The organism is Hymenobacter aerophilus DSM 13606 (genome assembly GCF_000382225.1).
Lineage (GTDB): Bacteria > Bacteroidota > Bacteroidia > Cytophagales > Hymenobacteraceae > Hymenobacter > Hymenobacter aerophilus.
This window is the reverse complement of the sequence record NZ_KB907801.1, coordinates 163,625-178,300: the sequence shown is the minus strand read 5'-3', so window position 1 is coordinate 178,300 and position 14,676 is coordinate 163,625. Positions and strand designations below refer to the sequence as shown.

The window sequence follows — 14,676 nt, the reverse complement described above, 5'->3', positions numbered from 1 at the left end:
AGAGAAATCAAAAAAGCGTCAGGAATGGTTCAGTTCAACCCGAACAACGCTTAGAGCAGCGGAATATTGAACGACTTGGAAACTTGCACGTCTTCCACGTTGCCCTGGAAGTTCTGGCGCTGAACACCTTTCACTTCAATGTAGAGACGGTCGCCTTCGCGGGCCGTGTTTACTACGGAGCTCAGGTCGGCGTTGGGGCCGCTAACCGAAATGGCGGCCATAGCGGGGCGCTTGCCGCGCACCAGCGTCACCTCGTAGCGCGATACGCGGAACTTAGCGTCGTCGGGCAGGAAGGTAGCGAAGCTGGCATCCGGCACGGCCTTCAGGTTCATGTTGCGAACAGCCGTGATGGGCGTACCCTGCTTTTCGTTGGCCGGACGGCCACCCACCCAGCACTGAATGTCGGGCTTGGGAATGCGGCGTACCTCGAATTTCTGCGAGCCGATGGGGTTGCCACCGCTGCTCACGTTCAGCGTTACCTGGCTGGCGTTGGGCACCAGCGTTACCTCGCCCTTGGTAGCCCCCTTGATGGTGGCAGCACCCGTGGCCGAGAAGCTTGGGTCGTACTGCGCGCCCAGAGCGGGCACGTTTACGCTCAGCTTGTTGCCGCAGCGGAAATACAGCGCCTGCACCGAAGCCGACTGAATCTGCATTACCGGCTTGGTCACGGTGTACGGCATCGTCACCTTGAAGGTGGTGTCGCGGCCGTTCTGCTTGAAGCGGATGGTACCGGTCCAGCTGGCTTTGGCGTTGCCGTCCTTGTCGAAGTTGCCCGGACGGGCCGTGAACTCCACTTTAGCGCGGCCATCGGGGCCTACCGAAATCGGCGAGCCGTTGAGGGTCATGCTCGGGTTGAGGCCCGAAGCCGAAGCCGTCAGGAACAGCTCGGCCTTGTACTTGGTGCCGGCGGCTACCGTGTTCGACTCGGCACTGGCGAAGGCGCCAATCTTATCGAATACGATAACCGTACCGCCTACCTGCTGCGAGAGCTTGCTGAGGGCGTCCGACTCGTACTTCAGCACCTCGGCTTCCTTCTGCGACAGTACGGCCAAAGCGGCTACTACCGGCGTGTTCTCGAAGTTGAGTTGGGCGAAGTTCTTGTTCTTCTGCTCCTTGTCCACCACCATTGGATCCTGGCTGGCGTCGAGGGCCAGCGGCGAAGCCTCGGGGATGATGCGCTTGATGTAGTCGGAGTACTTGTTCAGCTCCCCTTTCATCTTGTAGCCCACGCCGTCCTTGTTGGCGCCCAGCATCAGCTCGGCCACCTTGTCTTCGGCGCTCATGTTCTTGAACTCGTTCTTGCCCTTGTTCTCGGTTTTGGTGAGCAGCTGCTCCCGTACCCCGGCCAGATAGGCAATAACCTTCTTGGTTTCTTCCCGCACTTCCTGGCTCTGCTTGAGCACGGCCATATCCTTGGCCTGGTTGCGGTTTTTCTCAACGGCGGCCTGAATGCCCTTTACGGTGCCATCATTTGCCTTCGACACCTTTCCGTTGATAGAAGAAAGGCTGTCGTCGAGAAATTTGAATTTTAGTAGAATTGCTGAGTTTACCTGCAAGGCCAGAAGCGCGGTGAGTACCAGGTACATCATCCCGATCATCTTCTGCCGTGGAGTTTCCTTTGCTCCCGCCATCGTGTATGCCTGTTGCTATACTATATGAGTGTTGATTGCTATGCTGCGGGCAGCTTAGCTGCCGGCGCGCATGGCGTTCAGCATGTTGCCGTACACGCGGTTGAGCGAACCCAGGTTAGCAGTCAGGTTGGTTACCTCCGTCTTGAACTGGTCGGTTTCTTTGCCGGCTTCGGTCAGGTTCTGCATGGCCTGGGCCAGCGTACCGTAGAACTGGTTCATGGACTTGAGGTGCGAGTTGGCATCCTGCAGTTCCATTTCGTACACGGCGTTGAGCGCACCCAGATTCTTGGTTACGTTCTGCACCTGCAACTGGTAAGCACCTGCGTCGGCAGTGGCGTCGGCCATCGTGCTCATGGCATCAGCCGTCTTCGAGTACGACTCGTTGATGCGCTCCAGCGACTGGGCCGCCGAGCGAACTTTGGTCGTGTACTCGTCGGTGGCGTTGGTGGCGTCGCCGAGGCCGGCGAGCTGCTGGGTGGTGGTGCTCAGGCGGTTCAGGCCCTGGCCCAGCGAGTTGATGGCTTCGGGCGTTACGTTGGCATCCTTCAGCATGTCGTCGAGCTTGCGGGTCAGGCCCGTGCCGCCGTTGTCCTGCTGCAGGAAGCTGGAGTTACCGGTCGAGGGGTCGTAGCCTTCGCTCAGCTCGGGGTACACCATCGACCAGTCAACCTCCTTGGTGGTAGGCTGGAATGCGCTCAGGAAGAAAATAAGTGCCTCGGTACCCAGACCAACAATAAGCATTTCACTGGCATACTCCCAGTGCTGGATTTTGAATAGAGCACCGATGATTACGATAGCCGCGCCGATGCCATAGATTTTGGGCATCAATACATCGTAGAGAAAATTACCGCCTTTAGCTGCCATTTGATTGTGTTGTTGAAGAAGTAGTGGTGAAGTGTGAAGAGTCTGTCTGCTGGAAGAATACCGGGCTGGTTTAGCGGCCGCTGCCCGAGCCAATCTGAATCATGGCCGTGCGGAAACCGATGTAAGAGCGGGCCGAATCCTGGTATTCGAAATTGCGGGTACCCGTTTCGAGGAAGTAGGCAATGTCTTTCCACGAACCGCCACGCACTACTTTGCGGGGCTCGTTGTCGTCGGGGTTGGTCGGGTTCATGTCCCAAACCACGGGCACCGAGGCTTCCATGTAGGCATCATCGCACCACTCGCTCACGTTGCCAGCCATGTCGTAGAGGCCGAAGTCGTTGGGGAAGAACGAGGCCACCGGGCCGGTGTAAGCGTAGCCGTCGGAGGCGTAGTCGCCGCGGCCGGGCTTGAAGTTGGCCAGCATGCAGCCATTGGAGTTACGCATGTAAGGGCCGCCCCAGGGGTACGTAGCCAGGTCGCGGCCACCGCGGGCAGCGTACTCCCACTCGGCCTCCGAGGGCAGGCGGAAGTTGGGATAAGGCGCCAGACCGGCTTCCTCGTTGGCCTGAGCCTTCAGCTTGGTGCGCCAGTTGCAGAAATACTTGGCGGCAAACCAATCGACGCCCACTACCGGGTAGTCGTCGAAGGCGGGGTGGGTGTAGTAGTACTCCATGAGCGGGTCGCCCATGTGGTAGGTGAAGTCGCGCACCCACACCGTGGTATCGGGGTAGAGCTCGGTCATCACGTACTCTTCGCCCAGCACGTCAATCGAGTCCTGCCGGATGGCATTCATGAACTGGCGGTAGTGGTTGTTGGTGATTTCCGTCTCGTCCATGTAAAAGCCGGCAATAGTTACCTGCTTGTTCATGTTAACCATCGAGGCCGAAATGTCCTGGTCGGTCTGGCCCATGTGGAACGTGCCGCCGGGGCAGGGCACCATGCCGTAAGGCACTTCCTGAGGGTTGAATTCCGGCCGGTCTTCCGCGCCAACCAAGTCGCCGGTAGGACGGTTGCCGAAGCTGCACCCACCCAGCAGCAGAGCCGAGAAAGCAACCAGGGGCAGGAGGAAAAACTTATTCATTGTGGAGTGTAATAAAGACGACCGAGGGGTGATATCCAAAGATTACAATTTTTCGGGCTGGCAAATCTAATGAATCATCCGTTGGTACGCAAGCAATCCGCCCAACACCGCACATTTGTCTACCAACTAAAGTATCAGCCGGTTAAAAGAGGAATTGCCTCGTTTAGCCTGCCAATGAAGCGAACATTCTGTTTTTAGCTCCTACAACACATTTTCCTCTTCTTCAAACCCGGTTATCAGAAGCTGTACCGGGGTGTGCGGATGGCGGGGCGCACCGTCAGGCTTGGTTTGGGCAGTCGGTAACTCAGCATAACCTCAAATGAGCTGGTTGCTTTTGCTTCTTGGCCAAATGCAATTAGGTCATAAGCCAATCCCAATCGTAGGGCGTTGTCCTGGGCGAAGGAAATTCCGCCCAGCGCCGTGAAGGCATCTCCCGAGCGGTACCCCAACCCACCCCAGAACCGGTCGTTGAACGTGGCCCGGGCACCTACCTCATACGAGGCATTGCGCAGGGTCAGTTTGTCGCTGTCGCCGAATTCTCCCGGCAACACCAGTTTCACCAGCGCAGTGGGGGTAATTACAACGTCCGATGTCAGGTCGATATTGTAACCGCCCGTCAGATAGGCATGATTCTCAGTCAAATATTGGGCCGATTTTCCGCTCGCGGGCACCTGGCTATTGAAGCGGTAGCCCGAACGCAGCAGATTATTCAGGCTCAGGCCCACGTAAAGTTTCGGCGCCTCGTACCATACGCCCACCCCGGCGTCCCACTTCGAGTCCGAACCTTCGCGCGGCACCACAATATCATCGTCGTCAACGGCCCGGTAAGTTCCCTGATAAATATTGTTGAAGATGCCCTGCACCCCCAGCCCCAGCGTGCCCTCGCCAATTTTCAGGTGGCGCGAGTACGAAAGCTGCACGTTAGTAGTATAGAGCTCAGCAATCCGGTCGCGGTACACGCCTATGCCCAGGCCGCCGGCCAGCACCGGAACGGGCAGCGAGGCCGTGAGGGAAGCGGTAGTTGGCGAGCCGCCCGAATCGAAGGTGGGACTATAGCCGAAATACTGAATGCGGCCGATGCCGGTGATTTCGCCGTAGCCTTTCACCCCCGCGTAGGCCGGGTTGAGGTTGAGGCCGTTGAACCCATACTGGCTGAACTGCGGCTGTTGCTGGGCGGCCGCAGAACCGGCCAGCAAGAGCAGCGCTCCGGCGCATAGTATATATTTCTTCATATAAATGCCGTGAGTCAGCCCCGGAAGAGCAGCGGGCCTACGTTCTCAAATGTAACGAAAAACCACGCTAATCTATTCCCTGAACTCACGAAAGAAATAGGCCAAACAAACACATTGCGGCCCGGCTACTCGCTATAGCTGTTCGGGTTAACTTACTTATCGGCCATTTTAGCCGCGCCGTTGTTCTGGTGCAGCCGGATGTAGGCCTCAATGGCGCCCGTCATGGAAGGGGCATTGGGCTGCGGCGCCTCAATATCAAGAATCAACCCCGCATCGGTTACCGCTTTGGCCGTAGTGGGCCCGAAGGCGGCGATGCGCGTGTTGTTCTGCACAAAATCGGGGAAGTTGACGAACAGCGAGCTGATGCCCGAGGGGCTGAAAAACGCAATGCAGTCGTACTTCACGTCGGTCAGGTCCGACAGGTCGGCGGCCACGGTATTATAGATAACGGCCTCGCTGAACTTGAACTTGTTTTCGCGCATAAACTCCGGAATGTCATCCTTGCGGATATCGGAGCAGGGGTACAGGAACGTCTCGCCCTTGTGCTTGCGGATGACGTCGAACATATCGGCGGCCGTGCGCTGGCCCACGAACAGCTTGCGCTTGCGGAGCACAATGTATTTCTGCAGGTAATTGGCCGTCTGCTCCGAGATGCAGAAGTACTTCATCTCGGCGGGCATCTCAATTTTGGCTTCCTGGCAGATGCGGAAGAAGTGGTCGACGGCGTTGCGGCTGGTGAAGATGATGGCCGTATGGTCGGCAATGTTCACCTTCTCCTTACGGAAATCCTTGTAGGAAACCGGCTGAACTTCAATAAACTCGCGAAAATCTACTTTGATACCATACTTTTCGGCAATCGAGAAATACGGCGAAACGTCGCTGGTCGGCTTGGGTTGGCTGACCAGAATAGTGGCGATGGGCTTGGCGTGGCGGCCCGTTCCCGGCTGGTCTTTGATGTCGGCCATTAGGTAAAAAAATGAGGGGTAAAATCTGGAGCGATAGGGAGCAGTTAGAAGCGGACGTGAGCTGGCGGAGCCCCTGATTAGTAGGTAAAAACGATTAATTTGAGCAAAACGACCAAAGGAATCACTTCGGTGGCGCAAAGGTACGAAAACAAATGTAGATTGAGGAGCGACTTTTTGCGGTGCAGGGTGCGGGCCACGCGCCAAACGGTGCCAATCAACAGCAAGGAAACCACCCCGTTGGACACCCACAGCACCGTTTCGGGCAGCTGCCGGTTCAGGCCCAGATAGAGCAGCATCACGCCGGGCAGAAACAGGCCCATAAACAGCACCGTGCGGATGAATTCGCGATACTGGATCGTGACCAGCTCGGCCACGTCGAAGATGTAGCCCATCAGCTCCAGAAACAGGTATTTGCCCAGCACGAAGGCCGCAACCAGCCCCGTGTAAAGCAGCACCTTCACCACAATTGTCGATTCGGCCACGTCGAACAGGCGGCGCAGAATCACGATGTTCTCGATGTTGGTATGGATGGCCACCAGCAGCAGCGCAAACGACAGCGCAAACAGCAGCACCAGCACCAGGTTCAGCCACGTGAGCGTGGGCTTTATCAGGAAATCCTGCTCGGCCGTGCCCTGGCCCCACATGCCTTCGAGCTGATAGATGCGGGCAAAACCCGGCTGGTACGTGGCCCGCAGGCCGCCGTAGCCCAGGCCGATCAGCAGCAGAAAGCCCAGAAATACGTTCTGGCCCTGGTGGCCCCGGGGCCGGGGCTGCGCGCCGGCGGCCAGCGTTTCGGGCACGCCGGCGGGCAGGTCGGCCGGGGCCAGCGCGTTCTGGAACGAACCCAGGTTGGGAATAGCGTCGGGGTGCCAGACGCACAGCAGATGCGGCCCGCCGGGCTCGTGGTCGGGTGGCAGCAGCGCGGCCAGGTCGAGGGTATAAGTGTCGGGAGCGGGCGCCGTGAAGACGAGCCGGTTATCCAGAAACAAGCTCAGGTTTTCGCGGGCCGTGAAGGTGATGGGCAGCGGCCGGCCGGGCAACACGCTCAGCCACTGATAGTAGGCGTGGGCGGGCGCGTGGTAGTTGGGCAGATACAGCACCAGCCGGTTGCGGGCCGGATCCTTTATCAGCCAGTCGGCGGTGAGGCCGGTGCGGGGGGGCGGTGGCAGGCGGCGGTACTCGGTTGCCCCGGCCGCCAGCGGCAGCACTGCCAGCCACAGCAGGAGCCATAGGTTGCGGATGAAAGGCAGGCAGCGCACGAGCTTAGCGGTTGAGGTGGAGTGGCCGGTGGCGCACAGCATCTCCCATCAGGAGGCGATGCGCTGCCGCTCGGCCCGGCTGTGGTATACGCCCAGCAGCACGCTCAGCAGCAGCGAGAAGCCAATCAGCATCCCAATCAGCACCATGCTGCCGAGGTAGGCGAAGTTGATAACGAGCAGAATCACGACCACGTTGAGCAAGCCCAGCAGCATCACGGTGCTGATTTGCTGGAAGCCCATGGCCAGAATGCGGTGGTGCACGTGGTTTTTGTCGGGCGAGAAGGGCGAGCGTCCGGCCATCATGCGCACAATAAACACGCGCAGCGTATCGAACAGCGGCACAAACAGGATGCCCAGCGCCACGGCCGGCGAGGCGCTGCCGAACGGCTGGCCCACCTCCAGTCCCATCTCAATAAACTGGATGGTGAGGATGGACACAATAAAACCGCAGACCAGCGAGCCGGTATCACCCATGAAAATACTGGCCCGGTGGAAGTTATAGCGCAGGAAGCCCAGAATACCGCCCACCACGCACACCGATACGAAGGCGTAGTTCTGGAAAGCCGGACCGCCGTACTGGTAGAAATAGTAACCAAAGGTGCTCACGATAATGAGCACGATGGAGCCGGCCAGCCCGTCGAGGCCATCAATCAGGTTGATGGCGTTGGTGATGCCCACAATGGCGAAAAACGTAAAGGCGTAGCTGATACCAATCGGTAGCTCGCCAATGCCCAGAATGCCCTGGAAGCTGGTAATGCGCACGTCGGCCATAATCATGACGATGCCGGTAGCCAGCAGCTGGCCCACGAACTTTTTGGCCACCGAAATGCTCACCAAATCGTCCTTCAGGCCCACGAAAAACAGCACGATGCAGCCGGCCAGCAGCTGCTGCACGCCGTTGTCGAGGGGGGCAAAAATGGTAAGAGCCGACATGAAGCCCGCAAACACGGCCACCCCGCCCAGGCGCGGCGTCAGCGACTCATGCACGGTGCGCACGTTGGGCGTATCGAGCATGTTTTTGAGGTGGGCAATGTAGATAATGGACGGCACGGCGAACATCGCTACCAGAAAGGCCCACAGGGAGGACAGGCTCAGCTGAATTCCAAGTGCGTTCATAGGGGTGGTTGACGCTTATGGTAAGGGGCTGCTGGGTCCGGGGAACGGAGAAAACAGCCCAAGGCGACTGATTTAGGTGGCGAGAATGCCCTGCGGAATGAGCAAACTGATGGGTTGCAGCTGCTCGAAGCCAATCGAGTCGGGCAGGAAAACGAATTTCTTGTCAAACACCTGGCCATCTATATAATAGCTGACCCAGTATTGATTGTGCAGATGGAAAAGCGCCGAGTCGAGGGCCTCGATGGGGGCCGCGGCGTGCGGTGGCACCTCGGGCAGCGCGTGGCGCAGCGTGGAGGTGCGGATGGCCTCGCCCTGCGCGTTGGTGCCGTAGCCGCTGGCGCTGACGATGACGTTCTGCAGGGGCTGGTCGTTGTCGTTGATGAGGAAAACCTGCCAGCCGGGGGCGTCGGCCGTAGCCGTGGCCGCCTGCTCGTCGGGCGTTACGGCCACGCTCACGCCCACCACGGGCCGGATGAGGATATCTTTTTTCATGAACTCACGGAAATCAGGTCGGCGGCGAACAGGTTGGCCAGGTGGGGCAGCAGGCGCTCCTGCACCTCGGCCAGCGGCACGGCGCGGCCCAGCTCCTGCTGCAGCGAGGTTACGGCTTTGTCGGTAATGCCGCAGGGAACGATGTGGCCGAAGTAAGTCAGGTCGGTATTTACGTTGAGGGCGAAGCCGTGCATGGTTACCCAGCGGCTGCACTTTACACCCAGCGCGCAGATTTTGCGCGGGTTGGGGGCGCCCTCTTCAAAATCGAGCCAAACTCCGGTAAGCCCGGCAATACGGCCGGCGCGCAGCCCGTAATCGGCCAGCGTCAGCATCACGGCTTCTTCGAGCAGCCGCAGGTAGCGGTGGATGTCGGTGAAGAAGTTGTCGAGGTCGAAGATGGGGTAGCCCACCAGCTGGCCGGGGCCGTGGAAAGTGATGTCGCCGCCGCGGTTGATGCGGTGGAAGGTGGCGCCGTGCTGGGCCAGGCCGGCTTCATCGAGCAGCAGGTGCTCGGGCTTGCCACTTTTGCCCAGCGTGTACACGGGCGGGTGCTCGCAAAGCAACAAGTGGTTGGGCGTAACGGCCAGCGGCTGCCCGGTTTCGGCGGCCAGGCGGTTCTGGGTTTTCAGGGCCAGCGTTTCGGCCAGCAGCCGCTCTTGCAGCTCCCAGGTGGGCAGGTACTCGGCCCGGCCCAGCCGCTGCACCAGTATCCGGCGGTTCTGGCCCAGGGCGGCCGGCGCGGCCCCGGTGGTTGGCTGGGCCTGGGGAACGGCCGGAATTGCGCAGGCGGAGAAGATGGTGGTCATGGCGGGGTGGGCAGGCAAAGCGCAGGGGCAAAATCACGACAGTGGCCCTTGCAGTGGCGGCCAGCAGCTTACCGGCCACCGGTGGACTGGCTGCCGGGGCTGTTCGTTGCCGAAAGCAGCCAGCCGCGTAGCGCAGGCCCGGCCTGTTTCAAATGGCAGACAAAGGTACTAGATTTCGACCCAAACCGGTACCGTAATTACCCGGGCGCTTTCGTTTTGACTTCCATACTGCCCAGCTCCACTATGCTCACTCCCGCTCACCAGCTCGGCCACGATGGCGAGGACGCCGCCCTGCGCTACCTGCTGGCCCAGGGCTACGAGCTGCTGCACCGCAACTACCGCTTCCGCCGCGCCGAAGTGGATTTGGTGATGCGCTATCCGCCCGCGCTGTTGGTGCTGGTAGAGGTGAAAGCCCGCTCGTCGGAGCGCTACGGCTACCCCGAAGAATTCGTGACGGAGCGCAAGCGGCAGCTGCTGCGCCTGGCCGCCGAGCACCTGCAGGAAACGCTGGTCTGGCCCCAGGATATCCGCTTCGACATTCTGGCCCTCACCCCCGCCGCCAACGGCCTGCGCATCGAGCACTTCGAGGATGCGTTTTATTGAGCGAAGCAGGGCGTAAGCTGGTGAGAGAGGAGAAGCAGGAAAAAGAACGGTCATTCAGAGCGCAGCGAAGAATCTCGCCTGCAGTGGTAGCCCTATCGTCAGGAATTACTGTGGCACGCGAGATTCTTCGCTGCGCTCTGAATGACCGTTCTTCTTTCCTGCTCCCTACTGCCTCTCTTCCCCTACCCTATTTCTTCCCGTCTTTCTCCCGATTGTCGAGCTTGTCCTTCTCGTAGATGAGCACGCCGTTGCGGTTGTACTCGCGCAGCAGCACGGGCTCCTTTACCTCCGGCTCGTAGCCCGACTCGCCGTAGCTGTACACGTAGTGGCGGCGGTCTTTCAGGTTGCGGAAGCCCCAGTAGTTTATCCACTCGCCCACGCGCTTGCCGTTCTCGAACTGGCCTTCCCACTCGCGCTTGCCGGTGGCCAGAAAGCGCACATAGTCGCCCTCCAGTTGGCCGTTGTAGTAGGGCACCACTTCCTTGAGCTGCTTGCGGTCGGCGTCGTAGTAGGTTACGTTGGCGTCGCGCGGGAAGCCGCGCTCGTAGTGGATTTTGGAGAGCAGCGTGCCATCGGGCGCGAACTTCTCCCAGCGCAGGTGCCGGGTGCCGTTGGCGAAATAGCCGGTTTCAATCACCTTGCCGCCGCGCAGCTTCTTGTACGGGCCGTGCATTACCTTATCGGTTGCCGGGTCCAGCTCGGCAGTTGCCTTGAATATCCGGCGCTTGCGCGGGTTGTAGTAGTATACGGCCAGCGCCATGGGGTCGGGCTGCCGGAAGGTGCGCAGGTAGTAGAAAATTTCCACCTCTTGCTGCTTGCCCTTGGGGCCCTTCTTGGTGTAGCCCTTCTTGATGGGCTCATTCAGGAAGATGTTCTTTTTCTTTTTGGGCTTGCGCTGCCCGGCTCGCTCCTTGGCGCGGGCGGCCCGCTCCTGTTCCTTGCTCAGGGCCACGCGCTTGTCGCCCGTTTGCGGCGCGGCGGTTGTATCGGCCGTGGTAGTAAGGGTATCGGGGCCGGTGGCCAGCAGGCCGGCAGCATCGGGGCGGCTATTGAAGGAAACGGTTTTGCGGGCGCAGGAGGCCGAGGCGCCGGCCAGCAGCAGCAGCCCCGGCAGCAGCAAAGCCGGCAAAGAAGTCAGTCGGAAGCGCATGTAGGAAATCGGGCAGGATTCGTTCGGAGCCAGAAACGTAAAGATAAACGGATTTGGTACCGGCTCTTTCAGGTATTGGCTTTTAGCGGATAGCTGCTAGCTTGCCGCCGGTTTTGCCAGGAGCCGGCAACCGTTTAACCCCGGTTCACTGTCTCCGAAACACAAAACCCCAGCGACCAAGGCCGCCAGGGTTTTGTACTGCTTAGAACTTTATATACCCTCTACAACTACTCGGCGGCCAGCAAATCGGCGCTGCGCTTCACAAAGGCCGTTAGCGCCTCGCCTTTCAGCAGGCCCTGGGCCAGCAGCGCCAGGTCGAAGGCCTGACGGGCCAACTGGCTGCCGGCGTCGCCCTCGGCGCTCAGCACCCGCTGCGTAACCGGGTGGTTGGCATTCACGCTCACGGTGTAGGAGTCGGGCAGCGAGCCGAACATCTGCATGCCGCCCCCGCCGCCGGTGCGCTGCATATCCTTCATGCGGCGCATGAATTCGGGGAGCGTGATGATGACGGGCGCATCCTGGGGCGAAAGGGCCTCCACCTGCACCTGCATGTGCTCGTTGTTGATGGCCTGTTTGAACACGTCGGTCAGGCGGGTTTTCTCGTCGTCGCTGAGCACGCTCTCGGCCGCCTCCTCCTTTTCGATAAGCTTGCCGGTAGTTTCGGCGTCCACGCGCTTGAAGGTCGTTTTCTCCAGCTTCTGCTCCAGCTGACCGATGAAGTGCGAATCCAGCGGGCCGTCGAGCACGAGTACGTCGTAGCCGCGCTCCTGAGCCGCCTGCACGAAGCCGTGCTGGGCCTCCGGGTCGGTGGTGTAGAGGACAACCGTCTGCTCGTTCTTGTCTTTCTGGTTCGCCTGCACGAACTCCTGGTACTCGGGCAGCGTGAAGAACTTGCCGGCTACGTTCTGTACCAGCACGAAATCTTTGGCCTTCTCGTAGAACTTCTCGTCGGAAAGCATGCCGTACTTCACGAACAGGCCAATGTCCGACCACTTCTGCTCGTAGCCTTCGCGGTCTTTGCGAAACAGTTCGGCCAACTTGTCGGCCACCTTTTTGGTGATGTACTGGTTGATTTTGCGCACCGCGCCATCGGCCTGCAGGAAGCTGCGGCTCACGTTGAGCGGAATATCGGGCGAGTCGAGCACGCCGTGCAGCAGCATCAGGAACTCGGGCACCACGTCCTTCACCTCATCAGTAATGAAGACCTGACGCGAGTAAAGCTGGATTTTGTTGCGCTGGAACTGCAGCTCGTCCTTCACCTTGGGGAAGTACAGGATGCCCGTCAGGTTGAACGGGTAATCAACGTTGAGGTGAATCCAGAACAGGGGCGGCTCCGAAAACGGGTACAGCTCCTGGTAGAACTTAAGGTAATCCTCGTCGGTGAGGTCGGCGGGCTGCTTGGTCCAGATGGGCTGGGTCTGGTTGATCACCTCGCCCTCGAACTCAATCGGGATGGGCAGGAACTTGCAGTATTTGGTGAGGATGCCCTTCAGGCGGGCCGGCTCCAGAAACTCGTCCGAGTCGTCGGCCACGTGCAGCACCACATCGGTGCCGCGCTCGGCCTTGGCGTGCTCGCCCTCGGTTTCTTCGAGCGTAAACTCGGTGCTGCCGTCGCAGGTCCAGTGGGCCGTGGGGTCGCCCTTGTACGATTTAGACCAGATTTCCACTTCCTTGGCCACCATGAAGGCCGAGTAGAAACCCAGGCCGAACTGGCCGATAATCTGGTCTTTGGCCTGCGCGTCGGTTTCCTTGTACTTCTCCACAAACTCGGTGGCGCCGGAGAAGGCAATCTGGTTGATGTACTTCTTGATTTCCTCGGCGCTCATGCCCAGGCCGTGGTCGGAAACCGTGATTTTGCGCGCTTCCTTGTCAACCGTAACGCGCACTTTCAGCTCGCCCAGCTCGTCCTTGAACTCGCCCTGGCGGGCCAGGCTCTGCAGCTTCTGGGTGGCATCGACGGCGTTGCTGACCAGCTCGCGCAGGAATATCTCGTGGTCAGAATACAGGAATTTCTTGATGATGGGAAAGATGTTCTCGGTGTGAATCGAGATGCTGCCTTTCTCTTGCATAACAGAATCAGAAAAGGTGAATGAAAACGGAAACCGGCCAATTTGCCAGCCCCACAGGGCGGCCAACGGCGCGGAAAGCTGATTTCAAACCCTGTTCCAGTCTGGCGGCGGCTGTCAGTTTGACAGCGACCGGTGCATAGCGGAGCCACTTCTGGACCGCCCCCGGAAACCCTCGCCGGTATGCCGGAGCCAGTCGAGGGCCGTGGCCGCATCATCGAACACCTGCACTTCGTAGGCGGGCGCTTGGTCGTGCATGGCGGCCAGCAGGGCCTCATGCTGCCAATCAGCCTTAAATACCAATGCCAGGTGCTGCAGCGGCAAGGAGGCAAGCTGAACCAGCAAATGGTACTCCGTCTGCGGCTGGCCCATGGAGCCTAAATCAGGCATATGCCGTAAGTCCAAGAGGCAGTCGCGCACCCGGGGGCCGGCCGCCGCGGCCAGCAGGCCCTGCAGGGCCAGCGGCGCACGGTGCGGGGCAGCCAGAAACCGCCATTGCGCATGCAGCAACGCCGCATTTCGCTCGTATTTAACCTCTAGCGGACAATCCGCCGTTTCAACTTCCATTACCACTGCACCAGTAAACTTCTCTCCAACACGCACATATAAAATTCGGGATACAATAGTACAGTAAGTGCCGCACACTACAAATACAAATTTTCAAGAAGCCCTCTACTTCAGCGGAATACGACTTTTTTCTTTTGCACTTCCATCTTCGCCGATAATACCCCTAAAAATTGATTCTTGATAAAGCACAAATCAATAAATATCATATACAGACGACAGAAACGCCGCTTACTGAGTTGAGGGCTTTTTCGCCGTACATTTAGCTCCGCTTTCGTTCTGTTCAGATGCGTACTCTTCGGTCCCGGCTGGCTTTGGTGCTGCTCCTGTGCTTTGCACGGGTGCAGGTGCCCGATGCCTGGATTCTGGCGCTGCACGAACACCAGCACACCGTCGATGCCCCGCTCGAAGCCGGGCCGGCGGGCAGCCGCAAGGCTGTCGTCAGCAGCCAGCACCAGCACTGCGCAGTCGACCATTTTTTCAACCTGGCCTTCCAGCCCCCGGCCCCGCTCGTGCTGCCGGTTCCGCTGGTGGGCTACCAGCCGGCCCGCTCGCTGCCGGCCGGCTCGGTGTGGCACTCGGCCACCCGCGCCACCGCCGACCTGCGTGGCCCGCCCGCCCGCGGCTTAGTGCTTAGTGCTTAGTGCTTAGTGCTTAGTAAGGCTACGCCAATTCAACTCCTTGGTGGGCCGAAAATTTCATTTCTGAGACTGGCGCCGCCCGGCGGGTGTGCGTTGGGGCCTTTCCCGTAGCATTACGTCTGCGCGAGGCTCTGTCCTTTTCTACTTCTTTGAGGCGACTGGCCCTTTGCGGCGGACGCTGCTTCTGTTGGCGCTTGACCATTACT

General features: G+C 59.5%; 14 protein-coding genes. 2 read left to right on the top strand and 12 right to left on the bottom strand.

Annotated elements, in window-relative coordinates; all coding sequences use genetic code 11:
* Positions 1-50: 50 nt before the first annotated feature.
* The 9 genes from porM to lipB all read right to left on the bottom strand — a co-directional run bounded on the left by porM (position 51) and on the right by lipB (position 9,446).
* Positions 51-1,631: a type IX secretion system motor protein PorM/GldM gene (porM, locus tag H145_RS0102300; protein WP_026351209.1), complete on the bottom strand. Its 1,581-nt coding sequence runs from the start codon at positions 1,629-1,631 to the stop codon at positions 51-53.
* Between the two features lie 54 nt (positions 1,632-1,685).
* Complete coding sequence (gene porL, locus H145_RS0102295; protein ID WP_019946518.1) at positions 1,686-2,456, bottom strand: type IX secretion system motor protein PorL/GldL; 771 nt, start codon at positions 2,454-2,456, stop codon at positions 1,686-1,688.
* 109 nt (positions 2,457-2,565) lie between these two features.
* Complete coding sequence (gene porK / locus H145_RS0102290; protein ID WP_019946517.1) at positions 2,566-3,576, bottom strand: T9SS ring complex lipoprotein PorK/GldK; 1,011 nt, start codon at positions 3,574-3,576, stop codon at positions 2,566-2,568.
* A gap of 236 nt (positions 3,577-3,812) precedes the next feature.
* Positions 3,813-4,808 (bottom strand): PorP/SprF family type IX secretion system membrane protein, encoded by a 996-nt coding sequence (locus H145_RS0102285; protein ID WP_026351207.1) that lies wholly within the window; start codon positions 4,806-4,808, stop codon positions 3,813-3,815.
* A gap of 152 nt (positions 4,809-4,960) precedes the next feature.
* Positions 4,961-5,773: a uroporphyrinogen-III synthase gene (locus tag H145_RS0102280; protein WP_019946515.1), complete on the bottom strand. Its 813-nt coding sequence runs from the start codon at positions 5,771-5,773 to the stop codon at positions 4,961-4,963.
* A 77-nt stretch (positions 5,774-5,850) separates the two neighbouring features.
* On the bottom strand, positions 5,851-7,074 hold the full coding sequence (locus H145_RS0102275; protein WP_019946514.1) for a DUF4271 domain-containing protein: 1,224 nt from the start codon (positions 7,072-7,074) through the stop codon (positions 5,851-5,853).
* A 6-nt stretch (positions 7,075-7,080) separates the two neighbouring features.
* Complete coding sequence (locus H145_RS0102270; protein ID WP_033425765.1) at positions 7,081-8,148, bottom strand: undecaprenyl-phosphate alpha-N-acetylglucosaminyl 1-phosphate transferase; 1,068 nt, start codon at positions 8,146-8,148, stop codon at positions 7,081-7,083.
* Positions 8,149-8,220: 72 nt separating this feature from the next.
* Positions 8,221-8,640, bottom strand: a complete 420-nt coding sequence (locus H145_RS0102265) for a hypothetical protein (protein ID WP_019946512.1) — start codon at positions 8,638-8,640, stop codon at positions 8,221-8,223.
* Positions 8,637-9,446, bottom strand: coding sequence for a lipoyl(octanoyl) transferase LipB (gene lipB, locus H145_RS0102260; RefSeq protein ID WP_019946511.1), 810 nt, complete (start codon positions 9,444-9,446; stop codon positions 8,637-8,639). The genes H145_RS0102265 and lipB overlap by 4 nt, the downstream gene beginning before the upstream one ends.
* 243 nt (positions 9,447-9,689) lie before the next feature.
* Between lipB and H145_RS0102255 the strand changes: the two genes are divergently transcribed.
* The gene (locus H145_RS0102255; RefSeq protein WP_019946510.1) at positions 9,690-10,049 is read left to right on the top strand and encodes a YraN family protein; all 360 of its coding nucleotides are present in this window, start codon (positions 9,690-9,692) and stop codon (positions 10,047-10,049) included.
* A 187-nt stretch (positions 10,050-10,236) separates the two neighbouring features.
* On the opposite strand, the gene H145_RS19570 is transcribed toward H145_RS0102255, so the two are convergent.
* From H145_RS19570 to H145_RS0102240, 3 genes are all read right to left on the bottom strand, one after another.
* Positions 10,237-11,199: a toxin-antitoxin system YwqK family antitoxin gene (locus H145_RS19570; protein WP_157541005.1), complete on the bottom strand. Its 963-nt coding sequence runs from the start codon at positions 11,197-11,199 to the stop codon at positions 10,237-10,239.
* Between the two features lie 227 nt (positions 11,200-11,426).
* Positions 11,427-13,268, bottom strand: coding sequence for a molecular chaperone HtpG (htpG, locus tag H145_RS0102245; protein WP_019946508.1), 1,842 nt, complete (start codon positions 13,266-13,268; stop codon positions 11,427-11,429).
* A gap of 114 nt (positions 13,269-13,382) precedes the next feature.
* Entirely contained in the window at positions 13,383-13,832 is a 450-nt protein-coding gene (locus H145_RS0102240) for a hypothetical protein (protein WP_019946507.1), read from the bottom strand.
* Between the two features lie 284 nt (positions 13,833-14,116).
* Between H145_RS0102240 and H145_RS0102230 the strand changes: the two genes are divergently transcribed.
* Positions 14,117-14,473: a hypothetical protein gene (locus H145_RS0102230; RefSeq protein ID WP_157541002.1), complete on the top strand. Its 357-nt coding sequence runs from the start codon at positions 14,117-14,119 to the stop codon at positions 14,471-14,473.
* The last annotated feature ends 203 nt before the right edge of the window (positions 14,474-14,676 follow it).